This is a genomic window from Ramlibacter cellulosilyticus (assembly GCF_014297465.1).
Classification (GTDB): domain Bacteria; phylum Pseudomonadota; class Gammaproteobacteria; order Burkholderiales; family Burkholderiaceae_C; genus Ramlibacter; species Ramlibacter cellulosilyticus.
Genome location: NZ_JACORT010000004.1, coordinates 358,372 through 380,050, shown reverse-complemented (window position 1 = coordinate 380,050; position 21,679 = coordinate 358,372). Strand labels below are relative to the sequence as shown.

The 21,679-nt window shown below is 67.7% G+C and carries 21 protein-coding genes; 14 read left to right on the top strand and 7 right to left on the bottom strand.

Going from position 1 to position 21,679, the window contains the following annotated elements; translation table 11 throughout:
- Positions 1–141: 141 nt before the first annotated feature.
- Positions 142–1,185, top strand: coding sequence for a hypothetical protein (locus H8N03_RS12600; protein ID WP_187076525.1), 1,044 nt, complete (start codon positions 142–144; stop codon positions 1,183–1,185).
- A gap of 89 nt (positions 1,186–1,274) precedes the next feature.
- On the opposite strand, the gene H8N03_RS12595 is transcribed toward H8N03_RS12600, so the two are convergent.
- The 5 genes from H8N03_RS12595 to H8N03_RS12575 form a co-directional block, all read right to left on the bottom strand.
- Positions 1,275–1,553: a hypothetical protein gene (locus tag H8N03_RS12595; protein ID WP_187076524.1), complete on the bottom strand. Its 279-nt coding sequence runs from the start codon at positions 1,551–1,553 to the stop codon at positions 1,275–1,277.
- Positions 1,554–1,707: 154 nt separating this feature from the next.
- Entirely contained in the window at positions 1,708–2,490 is a 783-nt protein-coding gene (locus H8N03_RS12590; protein WP_187076523.1) for a helix-turn-helix domain-containing protein, read from the bottom strand.
- Positions 2,491–2,496: 6 nt separating this feature from the next.
- Complete coding sequence (locus H8N03_RS12585; protein WP_222622957.1) at positions 2,497–2,718, bottom strand: helix-turn-helix domain-containing protein; 222 nt, start codon at positions 2,716–2,718, stop codon at positions 2,497–2,499.
- 129 nt (positions 2,719–2,847) lie between these two features.
- The gene (locus tag H8N03_RS12580; RefSeq protein WP_187076521.1) at positions 2,848–3,456 is read right to left on the bottom strand and encodes a hypothetical protein; all 609 of its coding nucleotides are present in this window, start codon (positions 3,454–3,456) and stop codon (positions 2,848–2,850) included.
- Positions 3,457–3,464: 8 nt separating this feature from the next.
- The gene (locus H8N03_RS12575; protein WP_187076520.1) at positions 3,465–4,490 is read right to left on the bottom strand and encodes a tyrosine-type recombinase/integrase; all 1,026 of its coding nucleotides are present in this window, start codon (positions 4,488–4,490) and stop codon (positions 3,465–3,467) included.
- Positions 4,491–4,617: 127 nt separating this feature from the next.
- Here H8N03_RS12575 and dusA point away from each other — a divergent pair, with 127 nt between their 5' ends.
- The 8 genes from dusA to H8N03_RS12535 all read left to right on the top strand — a co-directional run bounded on the left by dusA (position 4,618) and on the right by H8N03_RS12535 (position 14,477).
- On the top strand, positions 4,618–5,610 hold the full coding sequence (dusA, locus tag H8N03_RS12570; RefSeq protein WP_354005114.1) for a tRNA dihydrouridine(20/20a) synthase DusA: 993 nt from the start codon (positions 4,618–4,620) through the stop codon (positions 5,608–5,610).
- 152 nt (positions 5,611–5,762) lie between these two features.
- Positions 5,763–8,102 carry a bifunctional salicylyl-CoA 5-hydroxylase/oxidoreductase gene (locus tag H8N03_RS12565; RefSeq protein ID WP_187076518.1) on the top strand — a complete coding sequence of 780 codons (2,340 nt, stop codon included), beginning with the start codon at positions 5,763–5,765 and terminating at the stop codon, positions 8,100–8,102.
- Entirely contained in the window at positions 8,086–8,946 is an 861-nt protein-coding gene (locus H8N03_RS12560) for an enoyl-CoA hydratase family protein (protein ID WP_187076517.1), read from the top strand. The genes H8N03_RS12565 and H8N03_RS12560 overlap by 17 nt, the downstream gene beginning before the upstream one ends.
- 1 nt (position 8,947) lies before the next feature.
- Positions 8,948–10,108 (top strand): acyl-CoA dehydrogenase family protein, encoded by a 1,161-nt coding sequence (locus H8N03_RS12555; protein ID WP_187076516.1) that lies wholly within the window; start codon positions 8,948–8,950, stop codon positions 10,106–10,108.
- Complete coding sequence (locus H8N03_RS12550; protein WP_187076515.1) at positions 10,105–10,515, top strand: RidA family protein; 411 nt, start codon at positions 10,105–10,107, stop codon at positions 10,513–10,515. The genes H8N03_RS12555 and H8N03_RS12550 overlap by 4 nt, the downstream gene beginning before the upstream one ends.
- Positions 10,516–10,540: 25 nt before the next feature.
- Positions 10,541–11,722, top strand: coding sequence for an acyl-CoA dehydrogenase (locus H8N03_RS12545; protein ID WP_187076514.1), 1,182 nt, complete (start codon positions 10,541–10,543; stop codon positions 11,720–11,722).
- 59 nt (positions 11,723–11,781) lie between these two features.
- Positions 11,782–12,987, top strand: a complete 1,206-nt coding sequence (locus tag H8N03_RS12540) for a thiolase family protein (protein ID WP_187076513.1) — start codon at positions 11,782–11,784, stop codon at positions 12,985–12,987.
- Positions 12,984–14,477 carry an AMP-binding protein gene (locus H8N03_RS12535; protein WP_187076512.1) on the top strand — a complete coding sequence of 498 codons (1,494 nt, stop codon included), beginning with the start codon at positions 12,984–12,986 and terminating at the stop codon, positions 14,475–14,477. The genes H8N03_RS12540 and H8N03_RS12535 overlap by 4 nt, the downstream gene beginning before the upstream one ends.
- Positions 14,478–14,480: 3 nt before the next feature.
- Here H8N03_RS12535 and H8N03_RS12530 read toward each other — a convergent pair whose 3' ends face one another.
- Complete coding sequence (locus H8N03_RS12530; protein WP_187076511.1) at positions 14,481–14,960, bottom strand: MarR family winged helix-turn-helix transcriptional regulator; 480 nt, start codon at positions 14,958–14,960, stop codon at positions 14,481–14,483.
- A 117-nt stretch (positions 14,961–15,077) separates the two neighbouring features.
- On the opposite strand from H8N03_RS12530, the gene H8N03_RS12525 reads away from it, so the two are divergent.
- The 4 genes from H8N03_RS12525 to H8N03_RS12510 are packed head-to-tail and all read left to right on the top strand — an operon-like array spanning position 15,078 to position 18,806.
- Positions 15,078–16,151, top strand: coding sequence for an NAD/NADP-dependent octopine/nopaline dehydrogenase family protein (locus H8N03_RS12525; RefSeq protein WP_187076510.1), 1,074 nt, complete (start codon positions 15,078–15,080; stop codon positions 16,149–16,151).
- A complete protein-coding gene (locus H8N03_RS12520) occupies positions 16,148–17,140 on the top strand; it encodes a 3-hydroxybutyryl-CoA dehydrogenase (protein ID WP_187076509.1) in 993 nt (330 codons plus the stop codon). The genes H8N03_RS12525 and H8N03_RS12520 overlap by 4 nt, the downstream gene beginning before the upstream one ends.
- Positions 17,137–17,937 (top strand): alpha/beta fold hydrolase, encoded by an 801-nt coding sequence (locus H8N03_RS12515; protein ID WP_187076508.1) that lies wholly within the window; start codon positions 17,137–17,139, stop codon positions 17,935–17,937. Before H8N03_RS12520 ends, H8N03_RS12515 begins: the two co-directional genes overlap by 4 nt.
- Complete coding sequence (locus tag H8N03_RS12510) at positions 17,934–18,806, top strand: quinone oxidoreductase family protein (RefSeq protein ID WP_187076507.1); 873 nt, start codon at positions 17,934–17,936, stop codon at positions 18,804–18,806. Before H8N03_RS12515 ends, H8N03_RS12510 begins: the two co-directional genes overlap by 4 nt.
- Positions 18,807–18,942: 136 nt before the next feature.
- Here the strand turns inward: H8N03_RS12510 and H8N03_RS12505 are convergent, their stop codons facing one another.
- Positions 18,943–19,329, bottom strand: coding sequence for a MarR family winged helix-turn-helix transcriptional regulator (locus tag H8N03_RS12505; protein ID WP_255428181.1), 387 nt, complete (start codon positions 19,327–19,329; stop codon positions 18,943–18,945).
- A 201-nt stretch (positions 19,330–19,530) separates the two neighbouring features.
- On the opposite strand from H8N03_RS12505, the gene H8N03_RS12500 reads away from it, so the two are divergent.
- Positions 19,531–21,672 carry a thiamine pyrophosphate-dependent enzyme gene (locus H8N03_RS12500; protein WP_187076505.1) on the top strand — a complete coding sequence of 714 codons (2,142 nt, stop codon included), beginning with the start codon at positions 19,531–19,533 and terminating at the stop codon, positions 21,670–21,672.
- The last annotated feature ends 7 nt before the right edge of the window (positions 21,673–21,679 follow it).

Genomic DNA, 21,679 nt, shown 5'->3' with positions numbered 1-21,679 from the left:
TTCCCAGAACCACCGCCACCCTTGCCACCACTTCCACTTTTGGCCATCACAATCTCCTTGATGTCGCCGAGCTGCCAATAAGCCGCATTGCGCGCGACAGCCGGAATGCTGCCCGCCGAGAGGCCGGGTGACTGAGGAAACATGGAAACGACTCACGACTTCAGTACGGAAGAGCGGGCCATCGAGTCCCTGATCGTCCCCTTCGAACCGGTGACGATCCGCCGGCACTTAAAGGTGTTCGCCAGCTCCGCGGGGCTGACACCTGGCGTCACGTCTATCCCGAATGATGACTTCCTGGCTAACCTCGTCTCAGGCAAGCGCTCCTTCCTGGCGATCGTTCGACGCACTTTCGGAACTGATTTCCGCAATTTCCTTAACTACAGCGCCCGGGGGGCCGAGCGAACCACGCCGGAGGTCCGCGCCAGGCTGATTGCCTGCGTGGGCGGGAAGGAGGAAATCCTCGCGGAGATCGCGATGGCGGCCCGGGAAGGGATGCTCGCGGCCAAGCTGGGCAAGCTCGTCAAGGGAGGCGAGGGTGTCCTCTTCCGCTTCATGCGTGCGGCGATGTCTAAGAAGCTGCCGTGCCCGCACTGCCAGAAGAACATGATCACGGTACCAGCCGAGTGGTGGGCAAGACAGCAGTGCGACCTGGCGGAGCCGGAATACCGGTTCGTCGATCGCATCTTGTACGACGTGCTCGCCGCCACATTGCTGCCCCTGATCTTGGCAACGCCCCAGGAGCGGGAGGAGAGAGCGGTAGGGCTCGCGAATCTCTGTTCACCGGGCGCACACATGTTCGGCCACTGGCTCACGATGGTCTGTGAGGCATACCGGGCGCCGAACCTGGCTGCGCTGCAGGCCCGGGCACGGCTGAAGAGCGTAACCCCAGATAGCCTCTACCGCTTCGGCCGCGGAGAAATGCTCACATTCGATGCAATCGCTGAGATCACCAAGGAGCTGCCCAGAGATCGTTGGCTTGCGCAACTCGGGATCGCTGCGAGGGGCTTGGCCTTCGCTGCAGACGTCATCCAGGCGGCGCACCGGGGCGCCGACGAGCTCGACCATGAGACTGCCCAGCAGATGCTGCGTGCACGACTGATGCAAATGAAGAACGACCTGCGCCTGTCGTTCGTGACAAAACTGCTGCCAGCAGGGCCAACCCGCGCAGAACTTCCGGCCGGGTGAACTCCAGCGTCGTGCGTGCTCTCGGACTGTAGGTCCTCAGCTCGGCCACTGAAGCGTCCGTGGTCACTACCGCGCCCTGATCGGATGGCTCATCCACCGGTCTCATAGCGGGTGTACGGCTCACCGTGTCTGCGAAATGTGAACTGATAAAGCTGGTGTTCTTTGTTGGTCAGCTTCAAGGCACCGCGAGCCTGCATCTGCGCCATCAAGATCGCGAAGCGCTCGGGCGCCAAGCCGCTCATGTCAAGTAAGCACGAATGATTGTCGATCTTCATCGATCCGTCATCCTGGGCTTGATCTGACAAGGCGAGTGCGAGCAACAGCTCCTCACCGCCTGCAGGGTAGTAGCACCACACATCCGTGGTCATCCTTTGAGTCACATTTGTTCCTTTCGTGATTGGTCGGTCAACTGTCAAGTAGTTTGAAAACGCACCCACTAGATTTTCCGCGGGGGTCGAATCACCCGCACGGACCCTCGACCGGAAGTACCTCTGTGGGGGGGCTCAGCGAGCGACACTCTCCTTAACGGCGGCCGCCGCCAGAGGCTCTGGCGAACGAGTTCCGGAGTTCCTTCAGTTGTTCGCGCACCAACGAAGGCTGTGGTGCTGCTCGAGCCCAGTCCGTTTCGATCTTCACGAGAGCCGGATCACGACCATTTGACGCCGACGCCGAGCAAGGCTTGGGCGATGGGCTGGTCCCCTGAATGCGCTCGCGGAGAACCCACGTCCGAAAGCAGGCATCCCAGTCTGCTTTCGCATCGCCTGCGGCAAGGTAGTGGTTCCTGAAAACCTCAACTACCAGTTCGATCGCGAGATCGGGACGACCGCTCCGCGCCCACGCCAACAGTTCAGTGGTCGGACTCCATTCCGCGGAGATGGGCTTCCTGTCTTTCTTGATGTATGAGGAACCTGATGTCTTGTGTGCGCCCGGCGGACTGGTCCGGTGCGCCTCAGAGATGTGAGTAGTCCGGCTGGCGAACTGCTCGACGTCTGCCGGGACAACCGGTTGCTGCGGCGTGCTGGTCGTGGACTGCTGCAGGATGTACGCGTCGACAGCGACCAAATTGATGGTGGTGCGATTGCCGCGACCGTTTTGCCGTGAAACGGTGATGAGCCCATTCTCCTCCAGGCAACGCACCGCGCTGATGACGGCCGTGCGGCCGTAGCATGTCCAACGTGAAATATAGGACTGCGCAGGCCAGCAGACGCCCAGATCGTCTGCTCTGTCAGCGAGGCACATCAGCACCGCTTTCGCTGGCGGCGGGAGGACCGCGTCGCGGCAGCGATTGGTAACTGCGTTGCTCATGGCTAGTTAGAGCAGCGCCGCGCCCAGGGTGGATTCGCCGCCACGGATCTGACGTTCCATGAACTCACGAACAGACTGGCGGGGATACAGCACGCGGTTGCCGACGAGCGCGTACGCGGGGCCCTTGCGGCGCTTTCTCCAGGCTTCAGCTGTGCCCGGGGTGATTGCGAACAAGGCGCACAGGTCTTGCTCCGTCAGGCAGTCCAGGGAGCTTGCGAGGAGTTGCACCTGGGCCGGGCTGGAGGTGCATTCGGGGTGAGTCATTGGGGGCTGAGGTGGATCTCTGAGGTGCAGACTCTCCCCTGGGACGTTTCCTCCCCCGCAACCCTCCACCTCTCCCCCAGTTGGGGGGAGGGTTCACGACGCAGCGTCTTGCAATTGTCCGCTTGCTCGGAGCTCTTCCCAGGTCTTGGCAAAGACCGTCGACTTCGCCCAGATCCCTTTGTCGCCCAAAGCCTTCTTCACGTGCGCCTTCACGCCAGGACGGCCCGGATCGGCCTTAGGGAGGCGCAACGGATCGTGTCCAAGCTCCCGAATTTTCTCGAGTACAGCGGTCTCACGGACAATGTGCGCTTTCAGTGCGCTGGGCTTTCCGCTCTCCGCCGGGGCGACCAATCGGCTCAGTCGCACAAACGCCTCGTAAGCGTAGTCGTCCCTCTGGTGGATGTCGTCGTGATCGGGTGGAGTATTCAGCTTCCAATGACCGCAGCAGGCGAGTGCCTGGGCCGCGTTCCGGTCTTCAGGCGGAGTCTGGCCCATCCACGTGTAGAAGTCTGCATCCAACTTGTCCTGATCCCGCGGTATTTGCCAAGCACCCTTTCTCGTCCGAGCCAGGAAAGCGGCCAATCGTGCCTCATGGCCGGGGAGGCATCGAAGAGCGAGTGCGCGCGTTTGGCGCAATGCTTCGATCTTCTGACCACTTGCAAACAGAGCCTCGACTTGTTGAACCTCTTGGAGTAGCAGCATCGATTCAGTTATTTGAGTGCGGCAAAGACGTCTTCCGGCTTGACGTCGGTGTATCGGCGCAGCATCGCCCATGTCTTGTGGCCGGTGAGCAGCGCGACGCGTGGAATGTCCAGACCCATGCGAAAGAATTCCGCCGTCGCCCTGTGGCGGAGATCGTGGAAGCGGAGGTTCTTGATGCCCACGACCGCGCAAGCCCGCGTGAATGCAGTCGAAACAGACGCTGCGCGCGTGTTCTCGAAAACGGCGCCCTCTGTGCGTCCTTCGATCAACGGCTCGAGCATGACCCAAGCACTCGGCAACAGAGGAACAAGTTGATCGTTTCCTTCCTTCTTCTGCGGATCCTTCCTGTCGCGGATCACGACCGTTCTTCGCCCGCGGTCGACGTCTTCTACGCGAAGCGAGCAGATTTCGTTTTGACGCATGCCCGTGGCCAGCGCAAACCGGCAGAGGAGCGCCATATCGATTCGTTGCCTCGCGTTTCCACCCCAGTGAGCGAAAAGGCGTTCGAGCTCTTCATCCGTCGGCTCCCGCGCTCTCTCCTTGCTTCGCGTGTTCAGACCGCGCACCTTCAGACTGGCGCGCGCGTCCAGGGCCAACTTGTCGTTGATATCTAGCTGGCGCGCGTGCCGTCCCCACTTCAGAACGGCAGACAGAAAGGACAAGTCTCCGGCTACCGTCACGCCGCCCGCGCCAGCCTTCACGCGCCGGTCGATGAAGTCGCGCAGAACCACCGCGTTCAGCCCGGTGAGCCGGACATGGCCGAGCTCCCGCGCCAGCATCTCCAGGGTGGCTGCCTTCGTTTTCCCAGCCTCGCGACTGTGCTCTTCCCGGTACTTGTCGATCAGGTCTTTGACTGTCGCGGTCTTGGGAACAGGTGCAAAACCGCCCGCTGCGATGTGATTCGCTTGCGCCTCAATGGCCGTTGCCCAGTCACGCGCCTCCCGCTTCGTCGGGAATGTGGCAGCACGGTAGAGTCCAGCGCGTCGCACCTGGACGCGCCACTTACCACTAGGCAGCTGAGAAAATGTGGGCACGTGTGCACTTTCTGTGTGTCCAATCCTGACCCGATTATTACCTGCTGAGCTCGTCCATGTGCACCCCGTGTGCACGAAGCCGTGCACACCATGATTTCCGTAGTGCAGCGTACCGAAAAAGTTCTTTGTGAATCAACAACCTAGCCGCTGGCGCATGTCCGTCGCCCCGATGATGGACTGGACCGACCGCCACTGCCGCTATTTCCACCGGCTGATGAGCCGCCACACGCGCCTGTACACCGAAATGGTGACCACGGGCGCGCTGCTGCATGGCGACGTGCCGCGGCACCTCGATTTCGACGAGACGGAGCACCCGGTGGCCCTGCAGCTGGGGGGCAGCGAGCCGGCGGACCTGGCGGCCAGCGCGCGCCTGGGGGAGCGCTGGGGCTACGACGAGATCAACCTCAACTGCGGGTGCCCCAGCGAGCGGGTGCAGCGCGGGGCGTTCGGCGCCTGCCTGATGGCCGAGCCGCAGCTGGTGGCCGACTGCGTCAAGGCGATGGTGGACGTCGTGGACGTGCCGGTCACGGTCAAGCACCGGATCGGCATCGACAAGGTCGAGAGCTACGACTTCGTGCGCGATTTCGTCGGGACGGTGGCGCAGGCGGGTTGCGGCGTGTTCATCGTCCATGCGCGCAATGCCTGGCTGAAGGGCCTCTCGCCGAAGGAGAACCGGGAGATCCCGCCGCTGCGCTACGAGCTCGTGCACCGCCTGAAGCAGGATTTCCCGGACCTGGTGATCGCCATCAACGGCGGGGTGACCTCGGACGCAGTGGTGCACGCGGAGCTGGACCGTGTGGACGGCGTCATGGTGGGACGCGAGGCCTACCACCACCCTTGGTGGCTGGCGCGCTGGGATGCGCTGTACTACGGCGAGCCTGCGTCCGGCCTGCGGCGGGAAGAGGTGGAAGAGGCCATGGTGGCCTACATGGAGCGCGAGCACGCCGCCCGCGGGACGCCCTGGCATTCCATCGCCCGGCACATGATGGGCCTCTACAACGGCCTGCCGGGGGCGCGGCGCTGGCGGCAGGTGTGGAGCGACCACCGGCTGAAGGGGGAACCGGCGCGGGAGGTGATGCGGCGGGCGCACGAAGGACACTCGCTGGCGTTGACCCCGTAGGCTGGGTTTCGCGCCAGCGAACCCCAGCGCTTCCCCCCGACGCCGGGTTTCGCTGGCGCGAACCCCAGCCTGCGTTTCGTCCGCCACGGAAGTACTTGCGCCCGTCCGTCCAGATGCTTTAAACTTAAAATATCGAAGCCTGGAGAATCTCCATGAACATCGTGTGCATCGGCGGCGGCCCCGCGGGCCTGTACTTCGCCCTCCTGATGAAGAAGCAGGACCCGTCGCACCGGATCCGCGTCGTCGAGCGCAACAAGCCCTACGACACCTTCGGCTGGGGCGTGGTGTTCTCGGACCAGACCCTGGGCAACCTGCAGGTGGCCGATCCCGAGTCGGCGGCCGAGATCCTCGGGGCCTTCAACCACTGGGACGACATCGAGGTCAACATCCGCGGCGAGAAGTTCGTCTCGGGCGGCCACGGCTTCATCGGCATCGGCCGCAAGCGCCTCCTCAACATCCTGCAGCGCCGCTGCGAGGAACTCGGCGTGGAGCTGGTGTTCGAGACCGACGTGCAGGGCGACCAGGACTATCCCGACGCGGACCTCATCATCGCCAGCGACGGCCTGAACAGCCGCATCCGCACCAAGTACGCCGCCAGCTACCAGCCGGACATCGACGTGCGCAAGTGCCGCTTCGTCTGGCTGGGCACGCACAAGAAGTTCGACGCCTTCACCTTCGCGTTCGAGGAGACGCCTTTCGGCTGGTTCCAGGCGCACGCCTACCAGTTCGACGGCGACACCTCCACCTTCATCGTCGAGACGCCGGAGGAGGTCTGGCTGAAGGCCGGCATCGACAAGATGGAGAAGGAGGAGTCCATCGCCTTCTGCGAGAAGCTGTTCGCGAAGCACCTGGACGGGAACCGCCTGATGTCCAACGCGTCGCACCTGCGCGGCTCGGCGCAGTGGATCAAGTTCCCGCGCGTCGTCTGCAAGACCTGGGTGCACGACAACGGCCGCGCGCCGGTGGTGCTGATGGGCGACGCCGCGCACACGGCGCACTTCTCCGTCGGCTCCGGCACCAAGCTGGCGCTGGAGGACTCCATCGAGCTGGCGCGCTGCATCGGCCGCAATCCGGGTGACCTCAGGCAGGCACTGCAGGAATACGAGGACGTCCGCAGCATCGAGGTGCTGAAGATCCAGAACGCCGCGCGCAACTCCACCGAGTGGTTCGAGAACGTCGACCGCTACGTCAACCTGCCGCCGGAACAGTTCGCCTATTCGCTGCTCACGCGCAGCCAGCGCATCAGCCACGAGAACCTGCGCCTGCGCGACAAGGGCTACGTGGAGCAGTACGAGGACTGGATCGCGGAGCGCGCCGGCGTGCACCGCACGGCGGTGCAGCAGCCGATCCCGCCCATGTTCACGCCCTTCCAGCTGCGCGGCGTGACGCTCAAGAACCGCGTGGTGGTCTCGCCCATGGCGCAGTACTCCTGCGCCGACGGCATGCCGGCCGACTACCACCTGGTCCACCTTGGCGCGCGCGCCATGGGCGGCGCGGGCATGGTCGTCGCGGAGATGACCTGTCCCAGCCCGGATGCCCGCATCACCCCCGGCTGCCCCGGCCTCTGGAACGAGCAGCAACGCGCCGGCTGGAAGCGCATCGTCGACTTCGTGCACGGCAACTCCGACGCGAAGATCGCCATGCAGCTCGGCCACGCCGGCCCCAAGGGCTCCACGCGCGTGCCGTGGGAAGGCGGGGAAGACCTGCCGCTGCCTTCCGGCAACTGGCCGCTGCTGTCGGCGTCGCCCCAGCAATACCTCGACGGCGTGAGCGACTGGGCGAAGCCCATGACGCGCGCCGACATGGACCGCGTGAAGGAAGACTTCGTCCGCTCCACGCGCTACGCCGCCGAAGCCGGCTTCGACTGGCTGGAGCTGCACTGCGCCCACGGCTACCTGCTGTCCGCCTTCATCTCGCCGCTGACGAACCAGCGCACGGACGAATACGGCGGCTCGCTCGAGAACCGCCTGCGCTACCCGCTGGAAGTCTTCCGCGCCATGCGTGCCGCGTGGCCGGCCGACAAGCCGATGTCGGTGCGCATTTCCGCGCACGACTGGGTGGACGGCGGCATCACCCCGGACGACGCGGTGGCGATCGCGCGCGCCTTCAAGCAAGCGGGCGCCGACCTGATCGACTGCTCCTCCGGCCAGGTGAGCAAGAAGCAGAAGCCGGTCTACGGCCGGATGTACCAGACGCCGTTCGCCGACCGCGTGCGCAACGAGGCCGGCATTGCCACCATGGCGGTGGGGGCGATCTCCGAAGCGGACCACGTCAACAGCATCATCGCGGCGGGGCGCGCCGACCTCTGCGCCGTCGCACGGCCGCACCTGGCCAACCCGGCCTGGGCGCTGCTGGAAGCGGCGAAGATCGGCTACCACGACGTGGGCTGGCCCAAGCAGTACCTGTCCGGCAAGCAGCAGCTGGAGCGCAACCTCGAGCGTGAGCGCGCGATGGCACAACAACAGGAGACGAAGATTGAGCGATTCAACTGAACGTGTCGACCCGGCGCTCGTCGCCGGCAACCGCCGGCAGCTCGCCGGCTACCGCGCCGAGCACTTCCTCTGGGAGGTGAAGGAGGGCGTCGCCACCGTGACGCTGAACCGTCCCGAGCGCAAGAATCCGCTCACCTTCGACTCCTACGCGGAACTGCGGGACCTGTTCGGGCAGCTGAAATACGCGACCGACGTGCACGCGGTGGTGGTCACCGGCGCGGGCGGCAACTTCTGCTCGGGCGGCGACGTCCACGAGATCATCGGCCCGCTGGTGAAGCTGAAGGCGCCGGAACTCCTGATGTTCACCCGCATGACGGGCGACCTGGTGAAGACCATGCGCGCCTGCCCGCAGCCCATCGTGGCCGCCATCGACGGCGTCTGCGCCGGCGCCGGCGCGATCGTCGCCATGGCTTCGGACATCCGCTACGGCACCGCCCGCAGCAAGACCGCCTTCCTGTTCAACCGCGTGGGCCTCGCCGGCTGCGACATGGGCGCCTGCGCCATGCTTCCGCGCATCATCGGCCAGGGCCGCGCCAGCGAGCTGCTGTACACCGGCCGTGCGCTGGGTGGCGAAGAGGGCGAGCGCTGGGGCTTCTTCAACCGCCTGTGCACGCCGGAGGCGCTGCTGGAAGACGCGCAGTCGCTGGCGCGCCAGCTGGTGGAAGGCCCCACCTTCGCCAACGGCATCACCAAGACGATGCTGCACCAGGAATGGGCCATGACCATCGAGCAGGCGATCGAGTCCGAGGCGCAGGCCCAGGCGATCTGCATGCTGACGCAGGACTTCACGCGGGCGTACGAAGCTTTCGTCGCGAAGCAGAAGCCTCGCTTCCAGGGAGACTGAGATGCGCGAGCTGCAGCACCTGGACTGGCCCTTCCTCGAGGAGCGGCACGGCATCCTGGCTTCCGAGCTGGACACCTGGGCGCGCGAACACGTCGCCCACATCCACGGCCCCGATGTCGACGCCGCCTGCCGCACGCTCGTGCGCACGCTGGGCGGCGCCGGCTGGCTGCGCAACGCGATCGGCGGCGCCTGGGGCGAGCAGGAGACCATCGACACGCGGGCGATCTGCCTGATCCGCGAGACCCTGGCGTACCACAACGGCCTGGCCGATTTCGCCTTCGCGATGCAGGGGCTGGGCTCCGGCGCGATCAGCCTGCAGGGCACGAACGAACAGAAGGAAAAGTGGCTGCCGCGCGTGGCGCGTGGCGAGGCGATCGCCGCCTTCGCGCTGTCCGAGCCCGACGCGGGGTCGGACGTCGCGGGCATGCAGTGCGCAGCACGCGTCGAAGGCGATCACGCCATCCTGGACGGCGAGAAGACCTGGATCTCCAACGGTGGCATCGCGGACTTCTACGTCGTCTTCTGCCGCACGGGCGAAGCGCCCGGCGCGCGCGGCATCTCCGCCTTCATCGTCGAGGCGGGAACGCCCGGCTTCGAGATCGCCGAGCGCATCGAAGTCATCGCGCCGCACCCGCTGGCACGGCTGAAGTTCACCAACTGCCGCGTCCCGCTTTCGAACCGCATCGGCGCCGCCGGCGAAGGCTTCAAGGTGGCGATGCGCACGCTGGACGTGTTCCGCACCTCCGTCGCCGCGGCGGCCCTGGGCTTCGCCCGCCGGGCGCTGGACGAAGCGCTGCAGCGCGCCACCAGCCGCAAGATGTTCAACGGCACGCTGGCCGACTTCCAGCTCACGCAGGCCAAGCTCGCGCAGATGGCGACCACCATCGACAGCGCCGCGCTGCTGGTCTACCGCGCCGCCTGGATGCGCGACGAAGGCGCCACCGTCACCAAGGAAGCCGCGATGGCCAAGATGGCCGCCACCGAAGGCGCGCAGCAGGTGATCGACGCCGCCGTGCAGATGTTCGGCGGCCTGGGCGTCAAGAGCGGCGAGACCGTCGAACAGCTTTACCGGGAAATCCGCAGCCTGCGCATCTACGAGGGTGCCACCGAGGTGCAGCAGCTGATCATCGCGCGCGAACTGCTCAAGGAGTTGAAGGAATGAACCAGAACACGAAGCCGCAGGCCGTCCTGCCGGAAGGCTGGGCCCGCCCCAAGGGCTATGCCAACGGCGTGGTGGCGCAGGGCCGCCAGCTGTTCATCGCCGGCATGATCGGCTGGGACGGCGACCAGCGCTTCCACAGCGACGATTTCGGCGCCCAGGCGCGCCAGGCGCTGCAGAATGTCGCCGACGTGCTGAAGGCCGCCGGCGGGACGGGCGAGAATATCGTCCGGATGACCTGGTACGTGACCGACAAGCGCGAATACCTGGCCGCCGGCCGCGAGGTCGGGCAGGCGTTCCGCGAGATCATCGGCAGCTACACCATCGCGATGACGGCGGTGGAGGTGAAGGCCTTGATCGAGGACCGCGCCAAGGTCGAAATCGAATGCACTGCGGTTCTTCCCGCCTGACCTAGACAGAACTCCTGGAGTTGCCATGGCCGCTGCCAAAGCCTCGTTCCACTGGGACGACCCCCTCCTGCTGGACCAGCAGATCACCGAAGACGAGCGCGCCGTGCGCGACGCCGCCCGCGCGTATTGCCAGGACAAGCTGGCCACGCGCGTGCTGGAAGCCTTCCGTCACGAGAGCACGGACCCGGCCATCTTCCGCGAGATGGGCTCGCTGGGCCTGCTCGGCGCCACGATCCCCGAGCAGTACGGCGGCGCCGGCCTCAACTACGTCTGCTACGGCCTGGTCGCGCGCGAAGTCGAGCGCGTCGACTCCGGCTACCGCTCGATGATGTCGGTCCAGTCCTCGCTGGTGATGGTGCCGATCAACGAGTTCGCCAACGAGCAGACCAAGCAGAAGTACCTGCCCAAGCTGGCCACCGGCGAGTGGATCGGCTGCTTCGGCCTGACCGAGCCGAACCACGGCTCCGATCCGGCGAGCATGATCACCCGCGCCCGCAAGGTCGACGGCGGCTACAAGCTCACCGGCTCCAAGATGTGGATCACCAACTCGCCGATCGCCGACGTGTTCGTGGTCTGGGCCAAGGACGACGCCGGTTCGATCCGCGGCTTCGTGCTGGAGAAGGGCTGGAAAGGCCTCAGCGCGCCGAAGATCAGCGGCAAGGTGGGCCTGCGCGCCTCCATCACCGGCGAGATCGTGATGGACGAAGTGTTCTGCCCCGAGGAGAACGCCTTCCCCGAGGTGCGCGGCCTGAAGGGTCCGTTCACCTGCCTGAACTCCGCCCGCTACGGCATCGCGTGGGGCGCCCTGGGTGCCGCGGAAGACTGCTGGCACCGCGCGCGCCAGTACGTCGTGGACCGCAAGCAGTTCGGCAAGCCGCTCGCCGCCAACCAGCTGGTGCAGAAGAAGCTGGCCGACATGCAGACCGAGATCACGCTGGGCCTGCAGGGCTGCCTGCGCCTGGGCCGCATGAAGGACGAGGGCACGGCTTCGGTGGAGATCACCTCGATCATGAAGCGCAACTCCTGCGGCAAGGCGCTGGACATCGCGCGCCTCGCCCGCGACATGATGGGCGGCAACGGCATCAGCGACGAGTTCGGCGTCGCGCGCCACCTGGTGAACCTGGAAGTCGTGAACACCTACGAAGGCACGCACGACATCCACGCGCTGATCCTGGGCCGCGCCCAGACCGGCATCGCCGCCTTCTGACCTTGTTCCCTCTCCCTCCCCCTCCGGGGGAGGGCCGGGGTGGGGGCACGCACGACACCATGTCTTCCGCATTCATCCCCTACGGCCAGTACTGGTCGACCCCCTTCGCCCGCTGGCAGGGCTCCCTGGCGCACCTGCACAGCCTCGAATTCGCCGCCTGGAACAGCCGCCGCGAAATCGCGGCGCGCGGGCTCCGGCAGGCACCGATCGACTACGGCATCCTCGGCCTCACCGTCCCGCAGCAAGGCTCCTTCTACGGCCTGCCCTGGGCCATGGGCCTCATCGGCTTCGAAGGCGTGGGCGGTCCGTCGGTGGCCCAGGCCTGCGCGACGTCGGTTCGCTGCCTCGCGATGGCGGCCGATGAAGTGAATGCAGGGCGTGCATCCTGCGCTTTCGTCCTCACCGCCGACCGCGTGAGCAACGGCCCGCAGCTGTACTACCCCGACCCGCAAGGCCCGGGCGGCAGCGGCCGCAGCGAGAACTGGGTGCTGGACAACTTCCGCGAGGACCCCTTCGCGAAAGTGGCGATGGTGCAGACCGGCGAGAACGCGGCGAAGAAGCACGGGATCAGCACCTCCGAGCAGAACGAAGTCACGCTGCTGCGCTACGCGCAGTACCGGGATGCGCTGGCCGACGACCACGCCTTCCAGCGCCGCTACATGCGGTTGCCGTTCGAGGTACCGGATGCGCGTCTGCGCAAGACCGTCGCGCTGCTTGCCGGCGACGAGGGCGTGCACGCGACGACGCGCGAAGGCCTCGCGAAGCTGGAGCCGGTGCTGCCCGGCGGCACGATCACCTACGGCGGCCAGACCCATCCCGCCGACGGCCACGCGGCGATGTTCGTTGGCTCGCGCGAGCAGGCGAAGGCGCTGTCGATGCGGCCGGAGATTTCCATCGAGCTGCTCGCCTTCGGGCAGGCGCGCGTGGAGAAGGCGCACATGCCTCTCGCGCCCGTGCCCGCCGCACGCGCCGCGCTGCAGCAGGCGGGCGTGGACGCGAGGCAGGTCACGCACGTCAAGACGCACAACCCCTTCGTCGTGAACGACATCGTGCTGTCGCGCGAGATGGGCTTCGCCCTCGACCGCATCAACCGGTACGGTTGCTCGCTGGTGTGGGGTCACCCGCAAGGCCCGACCGGCCTGCGCAGCGTGATCGAGCTGGTCGAGGAGATGGTGCAGGACGGCGGCGGCATCGGCCTCTTCACCGGCTGCGCCGCCGGCGACACGGCGATGAGCGTCGTCGTGAAGGTGGACGGCGCGCGATGAGGGCGCACGCCAGCATCGTGGCGATGCTGGAGGCGACCGCGGGGGAGTTCCCGCGGCATGCGGCGGTGGTGTTCGGTGACACCACGTGGACCTACGCGGACTTGCGCCGCATCGTCGTCGGGCTGGCGCGGTATCTGGGCTCCGGCGGCGGACGCATCGCGACGCTGTTGCCCAACTCGCTGCTTGCGTGTGCGACCCCCTATGCCGCTGCGGCGGCAGGCGCACAGCTCGTCCCGCTGAACCCGCTCTACACCGCGCGCGAGCTGGAGTACATGCTGCGCGACGCTGCACCGCGCCTGCTCGTGGTCGACGACGCGCTCGTCGAACGCGTGCAGCCGGTACTGGGCGACTGCACGCTGCTGCGTGCTTCGGAACTCGCGGCCCGCTTCCCGGCCTGGCTCGCCCAGGATGACGAAGCCCTGCTGCTTCCCGATCCGGACGGCGAAGGCCTGCTGCAGTACACCGGGGGATCGTCCGGCTTCCCCAAGGGCGTGATCCTCACGCACCGTGCCCTCGCCACCAACGTCGCGCAGCGCGACAGCCTGCTGCCCGTCGCGCCCGGCGGCGAGCGCGTGCTGTGCGTGATGCCGCTGTTCCATTCCTATGCCATGGCGATGGGCCTCTTCCTGTGCGGCCATTCGGGCAGCACGCTGGTGGTGCAGCCCGGCTACCACCCGGAACGCCTGCTGGAAGCCATCGTGCGCGAGCGCATCACGATCTTCCCCGGCAGCCCGACGATCTTCACCGGGCTGATGCAGCACGCGGCCTTCGCGCACACGGACTGGTCGCGCGTGCACACGTGCTACTCCGGTTCGGCGGCGTTGTCGCGGGAAACGCTGGAACGGTGGCAGTCGGCCACCGGCGCGCCCATCTACGAAGGCTACGGCCAGACGGAAGCCGGGCCGGTGCTGAGCTTCAACCCGGCCCGCGGTCCGGTGAAAGTGGGCTCGGTGGGCGTCGCGGTGGCGGACACCGAGTTGCAGGTCGTGGACCTGGAAGAGGGCACGCGCGTGCTGCCGGCCGGCGAACGCGGGGAGATCCGTGCCCGCGGCCCGCAGCTGATGCGCGGCTACCTGAATTTGCCAGCGGAAACGGCGGAGGCGTTGCGCGACGGCTGGCTCTACACCGGCGACATCGGCGAGTTCGACGCCGACGGCTACCTGTACATCCGCGACCGCAAGAAGGACCTCGTGATCGTCGGCGGCTACAACGTGTACCCGCGCGAGGTGGAGGAAGTACTGTTCACGCATCCCGACGTCGCGGAAGCGGCGGTGGTGGGCCAGCCCGATGCGTACCGCGGCGAGATCCTGCGCGCCTTCGTGGTGCTGCGGCCGGAACGCGCGTTCGACGAAGAGGCGCTGAAGGCCTTCTGCGCGGAGCGGCTCGCGCGCTACAAGGTGCCGGCGCGCATCGAGGCGCTGGAGGCGCTGCCCAAGACGAGCGTCAACAAGACCGACAAGAAGGTGCTGAAGGCGCGCGTGCGGGCCTGAAGCTCATTCTTCCTCGTCGTCGCCGTCGTGCGCCAGGCCGGCGTGCAGCTCGATCATCTGCTTGAGCGTCTTCTTCAGCTCGTTGGAGCGCGACAGGCCGAAGGGCTCCAGCACGCGCCGCTCGTGTTCCTTGGCCATCTCGATCAGTCCCGCCACCAGCTTGTCGCCGGCGGTCGTGATCTGGATCAGCGTGATGCGCCGGTCCGTCTCGTGCGCGATGCGCCGCACGTGGCCGCCGGCCTGCAGCCGGTCGACGACGCGCGTGAGCGTCGGCTGCTTCATGGTGGTGAGGCGCACGAGCGCGCCGATGCTCATCGGTTCGGCGCCGTCCAGGCTGGCCAGCACGCGCCAGTCCGACACCGTGAAGCCCTTGGCCTTGACGATGCGGTGGAACTCGCCGGAGATGAGATGGCTCGCCTGCGCCAGCAGGGCAGGCAGGTAGTCGTCCACGAAAGCGGCCGGGTTGGCCTTGGCCTTGCTCATGACTGCATTGTCGTTTGTCCCGAGGTCTCGGTGCTTGACAGCTCAATATATGAAAAGTAATGTACATGCGCAAGCGTGCTGCCACCGGGTCGCCGCATCACAGGAGATATCGCCGAGATGAAGATCGCCATCCTGGGCGGCGGCCATGGCTGCTATGCCGCCGCCGCCGACCTGTCCGAAGCCGGCCACGAAGTGCGCCTCTGGCGCCGCGACGCGGCGGCGCTGAAGCCCGTCATTGAGACCGGCAGCATCGTCCTGAAGGATTCCGACGGCCCGCGCGACGTGAAGATCGCGCTGGCCACCGCCGACATCGGCAAGGCGCTCGCCGGTGCGCAGCTCATCGTGCTGCCTTCTCCCGCCGTCGCGCAGGAAGACATCGCCCGCGCCATGGCGCCGCACCTGAAGGACGGCCAGGTCGTCTTCCTGCCGCCCGGCACCTTCGGCAGCTTCGTGATGGCGCGCATCGTGCGCCAGGCGGGCAATCGGGCCGACGTGGCCTGGGCGGAGACGGGCACGCTGCCGTATCTCGCACGCAAGCACGGCGACCGGGAAGTGAACGTCACGATCCGCGCCGTGCGCCTGCCGACCGGCGTGTATCCCGCGCGCAAGAGCGAGCACGCGCTGAAGGTGATCCGCGAGGCCTATCCCAGCGTGCACGGCTGCGGCGACGCGCTCTCCGGCGCGCTGATGAACGCCGGCCCCATCATCCATCCGCCGCTGATCGTGATGAACGCGGCGCCGCTGCAGCACTTCGAGCGCTGGGACATCCACAACGAAGGCACGCAGTCCTCGGTGCGCGCGGTGACCGATCGCCTCGACCTGGAGCGCGTCGCGGTCCGCGAGGCACTCGGCTACGGCGCTCCTCACTACCCGCTGGCCGACCACTACAACAACGACCAGTGGATGTACGGCGACGCCCACAAGAAGCTGGTGAAGTCCGGCGACTGGCGCGAGCACATCGACCTGCACACGCACCGCTACGTCACGGAAGACACGGAACTGGGCCTCGCCTTCCTGGCCTCCGTCGCCCGCTGGGTCGGCGCCGATGCGCCCATCGCGCAAGGGCTGCTGGCGATCGCCGGCGGCTGGCAGGGGCGCGACCTGCGCAAGGGCCCGCGCACGCTGGAAGGCCTGGGCCTGGACAAGCTCGATCGCGCGGCCATGCAGCAGCTGCTGCACGACGGCGAATGAGCGCGCCGCGTTTCGTTGCCGTGGGCGCCGGCCGCATGGGCCGCGGCATCGCGATCAGCTTCGCGTACGCCGGCCATCGCATCGCCCTCGTGGACCTGCGGCAGCGCACACCGGAAGCCTGGCAGAAGCTGCGCGAGGAGGCGATGGCCGAAGTGCGCGGCGCGCTGCTCGGGCTCGCGAAGCTGGGCGCGATCGAGGAAAGGAACATTCCGGAGATCGCAGCGCGTGTCGAGATGGTCGACGCCGCCGGCGCGCCAGCTGCGCTCGCCGCGGCCGAACTCGTCTTCGAAGGCGTGCCCGAGACGATGGAGGCGAAGCGCGAAGCCTTCGCGCAGATCAACCGGCATTGCCGGGCCGACGCGATCCTCACCTCCACGACCAGCAGCATCCTGGTGACGCAACTGGCGGAGATCGTCGAGAAGCCCGAACGCTTCCTCAACATGCACTGGCTCAATCCGGCCTACGTGATCCCGGTCGTGGAGCTGAGCACGCATCCGGGCACCAGTGCCGAAGTGCTGGCGCGCACGCGCACGCTGATGGAGGGCATCGGCAAGCTGCCCGTGGTGTGCGGCCCGGCCCCGGGCTACATCGTGCCGCGCCTGCAGGCGCTCGTGATGAACGAAGCCGCGCGCATGGTGGAAGAGGGCGTCGCCACGGCGGAGGAAATCGACAAGGCCACCCGCTACGGCATGGGCCTGCGCTTCGCCGCGCTGGGCGTGGTGGAGTTCATCGACTTCGGCGGCTGCGACATCCTGCACCACGCCAGCCGCGAGATGGCCGGCAGCATCGACCCGCATCGCTACCAGGCGCCGGCGATCGTCGGCCGCATGATGGAAGAGGGCAAGCTGGGCCTGAAGACCGGCAGCGGCTTCTACCAGTACGAAGGGCGCGACGTACTCGCCTACCGGCTGGACGTGCTCTCGCGCACGCTGGGCATGCTGAAGCACGCAGGCCTGTGGAAGCCGCCGGCGGAGCGCACCCTGTCATGAGGATCCGCAAGGCGTACGTCGACCTGCCGCACGGGCAGGTGCACTACGCCCGATGCGGCCCGGACGATGCGCTCCCCGTGCTGCTGCTGCACCAGACGCCGCGGAGCTGGGCGGAGTATGCGGGCGTGCTGCCCGTGCTCGGTGCACGCTACCGTGCCATTGCGATGGATACCGCCGGCTTCGGTGCTTCGGATCCGCCCGCGGGGCCGGCTTCGATCGAGGCCTGGGCGCAAGTGGCGGCGCAGTTCCTCGACGCCCTCGGCATCCCGCAGGCGCACGTGGTCGGCCACCACACCGGCGGCGTGATCGCGATCGAACTCGCGGCCCGGCACGGCGGGCGTGTCCGCTCGCTGGTCCTCTCCTCGACGCCGTACACCGATGCCGAGTTCCGGCGCGTGCGCGCCGGGCGGCCGCCGATCGATGCCGTGGAGCCCAGCACGGACGGCAGCCATCTCGCCGCGCTGTGGCGCAAGCGCCAGGGCTTCTATCCGGAGGGCCGACCCGATCTCCTGGAGGCCTTCGTGCTCGACGCGCTCCAGGTCCGCGGCGACGTCGAAGGCGGCCACCGCGCTGTCGCCTCGTACCGCATGGAGGAGCGCATCGCCGCCGTCACGCAGCCGACGCTGGTGGTCCGCGCCGGCGGCGATCCTTTCGCAGCCCCGCATGCGGCGCACTGGCTGCAATTGCTGCCGCAGGCGCAACTGGCCGACATCCCCGAAGGCATGGTGCCGCTGCCGGACCAGTTGCCGGGGGCCTTCGCGCAGGCCGTGCTGCGTTTCCTGGAGGCGCAGCGATGAAGGCCGTGCGCGTGCACGCCTGGGGCGAGGCGCCCCGCGTGGAAGACCTTCCGCAGCCGCAGGGCGGAGCCGGGCGCACGCTCGTGCGCATGCATGCGGCGACGGTGGGGCACATCGACCGGACGGTGTGGAGCGGCGCCTTCCTGCGCCATCCGCCGCTGCCATACGTCCCCGGCGTCGAAGCGGCCGGGGTCGTGATTTCAGGCGAGCGATTCGCGCCCGGCACCCGCGTGTGGATGCGCGGCGCGGGCCTGGGCATCGCCCGCGACGGCACCTGGCGCGAGTGCATCGAGGTGCCCGACGACGCGCTCGGGGCATTGCCGGAGGGCGTCTCCTACGCGCTGGGCTCCGCCTTCTTCTCGCCGTGCACGTCCGCGTGGGTCGCGCTGCACGAAGTGGCGAAGCTGCGCGCCGGCGAGCGGGTCCTGGTGAGCGGCGCTTCCGGTGCGGTCGGCTCCATCGCGGTGCAGCTGGCGCGCGAAGCCGGTGCGCAGGTGGACGCTTTCGATGCAGCGCGGGAAGTGCAGCCGGAGGCGGACCTGCTCCTCGACATGGTGGGCGGTGAAGTGCTGCCACGGGCCTTGCGCGGCGTGAAGCCCGGAGGGCGCGCGGTGCTCGTCGGTTATGCGGGCGGGACCGAGGCGCGCATCGACCTGCCGGAGCTGCTGCAGCGGGACATCGCGCTGCTGCCGCTGAACATCCTGCGGCGCGAAGCAGCGGCGCGGGCCGCGGCGCCGCAACTGCTGCAGCGGATCGCGGACGGAAAGCTGCAGCTGGCGGTGCGCGAGTTTTCCCTCGACCAGGCGCACGAGGCGATGCAGTGGATCGCGACGCGCGGTCATGGTGGACGGGCCGTGCTCACGGCCTGAGCGCTTCGCGCAGCGCTGGGGTGCGCTGCGCGCAACCCAGCCTACGGGGCGCGGCCGCTGGATGTCGCAGCTGGGTTGCGCGCAGTGCCCGTAGGCTGGGTTGCGCGAAGCGCACCCCAGCAGGATCCCCGCTGCCCTAAACCCCGATCAGCTGCCGCAGCGAAAGCTTCAGCGCATCCGCGCCCTCCGCGCCGAACGGCGCGAGCACGCGCGCCTCGTGCTCCAGCGCCAGCGGCACCAGCTTGTCGGTGAGCTGCTGCCCGCGCTCCGTGATGCTCACCAGCGTGATGCGCCGGTCCCCGTCGTGGGGCACGCGCTGCACGTGGCCGGCGGCTTGCATGCGATCGAGGAGGCGCGTCACCGTCGGCTGCTTCATCACGATGATTTGCGCCAACCGGCTGATGCCGGTGGCCTCGCCGCTCGCGAGCGTGGCCAGCACCCGCCACTCGGACGGGCCGACGCCGTGTTCCGCCGCCACCGCGTGGAACTCGCTCGCGATGCGGTCGTGCGCCTGGGCCAGCAAGGCAGGGAGATACCCCTCCACGAACGGGGTCGATGCAGCTGCCGTGCTGCCGCGCGCACCAGCACGAGGCCTGCGTGCCGCCTGCGAATCGGGGTATTCCCTAGGCACAGAAACTGCATGACTTTTCATATGTTCCAGCTTAAACTAATCCGCAGGCAAGTGCACATCGCGCGTGCAAACGCGGCGACACCGGAGACATAGATGGCCGAGAGATCGTTCGTCGAGGAAGTGAAGAAGTTGCGCCTGGGCGAGGGCGAGACCTTCCGTGGGGAAGGCATCCTCGCGGTCACGAAGGCGCTGCTCGAATCCGGCGTCGCGTACGTCGCGGGCTACCAGGGCGCGCCCATCTCGCACCTGATGGACGTGCTCGCCGACGCGCAGGACATCCTGGCCGAGAACGGCATCCGCTTCGAGAACAGCGCGAGCGAAGCCACCGCCGCCGCCACGCTCGCCGCTTCCGTCAACTACCCCTTGCGCGGTGCGGTCACCTTCAAGGCCACCGTGGGCACCAACGTCGCCTCCGACGCGCTCGCGAACCTCGCCTCCGGTGGCGTCACCGGCGGCGCGCTGGTGGTGGTGGGCGAGGACTACGGCGAAGGCTCCTCGATCATGCAGGAGCGCAGCCACGCGTTCGCGATGAAGTCGCAGATCTGGCTGCTGGACCCGCGTCCCAACCTGCCGGCCATCGTGCGCGCGGTGAAGGAGGGCTTCGAGCTCTCCGAAGCCAGCCACACGCCGGTGATGCTGCAGCTGCGCATTCGCGCGTGCCACGTGCACGGCGAGTTCACCGCGTCCGAGAACAAGCGCCCGTCCTTCACCATCGGCGAAGCGCTCGACAACCCGCAGCGCGACGTGAGCCGCATCGTGCTGCCGCCCGCGAGCTTCGTCCACGAGCAGGAAAAGGTGCGCGAGCGCTGGCCCGCCGCCGTGAAGTTCATCGAGGAGCGCGGGCTCAACGAGTTCTTCGCCGAAGGCGCCGACGACGTCGGCATCATCGTGCAGGGCGGCAACTACAACACCGCGCTGCGCGTGCTGGAGCGCCTGGGCTTCGCCGACGTGTACGGCAACAGCAGGATCCCGCTGTACTGCATGAACGTCGCCTACCCGGTGATCGACAGCGAGGTGCTGCGCTTCTGCCGTGGCAAGCGCGCGGTGCTGATGGTGGAGGAAGGGCAGCCGAACTTCATCGAGCAGAACGTCGCCGCCATCCTGCGCCGCGAAGGCGTGCCCACCGCGCTGCACGGCAAGGACCTGCTGCCGGTCGCGGGCGAGTACACCGCGGCCGAAACGCTCAAGGGCGTGCGCGCCTTCCTCGAGAAGGTGGGCCGCCTGCAGCCCGAGCCCGTCGTCGCGAAGCCGCCCAAGGTGATCCCGCTCAAGCCGCTGGCCGACAGCGTTTCCGCCCGCCCGCCCGGCTTCTGCACGGGCTGCCCCGAGCGCCCCATCTTCACCGCGATGAAGCTGGTGGAGCGCGAGCTGGGCCCGCACCACGTCAGCGCCGACATCGGCTGCCACCTGTTCTCCATCCTGCCGCCCTTCAACATCGGCAACACGACGATGGGCTACGGCCTCGGCAGCGCCGGCGCGGCCGCGCTCAACACCGGCGAAGGCCACAAGCGCGCGATCAGCGTGATGGGCGACGGCGGCTTCTGGCACAACGGCCTGACCAGCGGCGTCGCCAACTCGGTGTTCAACCGCAGCGACAATCTGACCATCGTCGTCGACAACAGCTACACCTCCGCCACCGGCGGCCAGGACATCCTGTCGTCCGCCGCCGAGAACAAGACGCGCACGACGGGCCTGGCGATCGAGAAGGCCGTGCGCGGCGTCGGCGTGAAGTGGGTGAGGACGATCAAGCGCACCTACGACGTCGCCGGCATGCGCGACGCGCTGCGCGAGGCGCTCACGACCAGGGAGAAGGGGCCCAAGGTCCTCGTGGCCCAGTCCGAGTGCATGCTGAACAAGCAGCGCCGCGAGAAGCCGCTCGCGCGCAAGGCCGTGGCCGAAGGCAAGCGCGTGGTGCGCGAGCGCTTCGGCATCGACTCCGACACCTGCACCGGCGACCACTCGTGCATCCGCCTCTCCGGCTGCCCGTCGCTGTCGATCAAGCCGAACCCGGACCCGCTGCGCACGGACCCCATCGCGACGGTACTGGACTCCTGCGTGGGCTGCGGCCTGTGCGGCGAGGTGTCGCACGCCGCCGTGCTGTGCCCTTCCTTCTACAAGGCGCAGATCGTGACCAACCCGAGCCGCTGGGACCGCCTGCGCCAGCGCGTGAGCCGCGCCGTCATCGGCGCGCTGCAGCGCCGCGATGCCCGCGCGCGCGAACGCTACGCCTTCTGAGGACCGC

Coding starts and splice junctions, on each gene's coding strand:
- H8N03_RS12530 (WP_187076511.1), bottom strand. CDS start 14,960: ATGAGCAAGGCCAAGGCCAACCCGGCCGCTTTCGTGGACGACTACCTG.
- H8N03_RS12565 (WP_187076518.1), top strand. CDS start 5,763: ATGAACATCGTGTGCATCGGCGGCGGCCCCGCGGGCCTGTACTTCGCC.
- H8N03_RS12550 (WP_187076515.1), top strand. CDS start 10,105: ATGAACCAGAACACGAAGCCGCAGGCCGTCCTGCCGGAAGGCTGGGCC.
- H8N03_RS12540 (WP_187076513.1), top strand. CDS start 11,782: ATGTCTTCCGCATTCATCCCCTACGGCCAGTACTGGTCGACCCCCTTC.
- H8N03_RS12500 (WP_187076505.1), top strand. CDS start 19,531: ATGGCCGAGAGATCGTTCGTCGAGGAAGTGAAGAAGTTGCGCCTGGGC.
- H8N03_RS12525 (WP_187076510.1), top strand. CDS start 15,078: ATGAAGATCGCCATCCTGGGCGGCGGCCATGGCTGCTATGCCGCCGCC.
- H8N03_RS12515 (WP_187076508.1), top strand. CDS start 17,137: ATGAGGATCCGCAAGGCGTACGTCGACCTGCCGCACGGGCAGGTGCAC.
- H8N03_RS12520 (WP_187076509.1), top strand. CDS start 16,148: ATGAGCGCGCCGCGTTTCGTTGCCGTGGGCGCCGGCCGCATGGGCCGC.
- H8N03_RS12580 (WP_187076521.1), bottom strand. CDS start 3,456: ATGCTGCTACTCCAAGAGGTTCAACAAGTCGAGGCTCTGTTTGCAAGT.
- H8N03_RS12600 (WP_187076525.1), top strand. CDS start 142: ATGGAAACGACTCACGACTTCAGTACGGAAGAGCGGGCCATCGAGTCC.
- H8N03_RS12510 (WP_187076507.1), top strand. CDS start 17,934: ATGAAGGCCGTGCGCGTGCACGCCTGGGGCGAGGCGCCCCGCGTGGAA.
- H8N03_RS12555 (WP_187076516.1), top strand. CDS start 8,948: ATGCGCGAGCTGCAGCACCTGGACTGGCCCTTCCTCGAGGAGCGGCAC.
- H8N03_RS12545 (WP_187076514.1), top strand. CDS start 10,541: ATGGCCGCTGCCAAAGCCTCGTTCCACTGGGACGACCCCCTCCTGCTG.
- H8N03_RS12595 (WP_187076524.1), bottom strand. CDS start 1,553: ATGACCACGGATGTGTGGTGCTACTACCCTGCAGGCGGTGAGGAGCTG.
- H8N03_RS12535 (WP_187076512.1), top strand. CDS start 12,984: ATGAGGGCGCACGCCAGCATCGTGGCGATGCTGGAGGCGACCGCGGGG.
- H8N03_RS12590 (WP_187076523.1), bottom strand. CDS start 2,490: ATGAGCAACGCAGTTACCAATCGCTGCCGCGACGCGGTCCTCCCGCCG.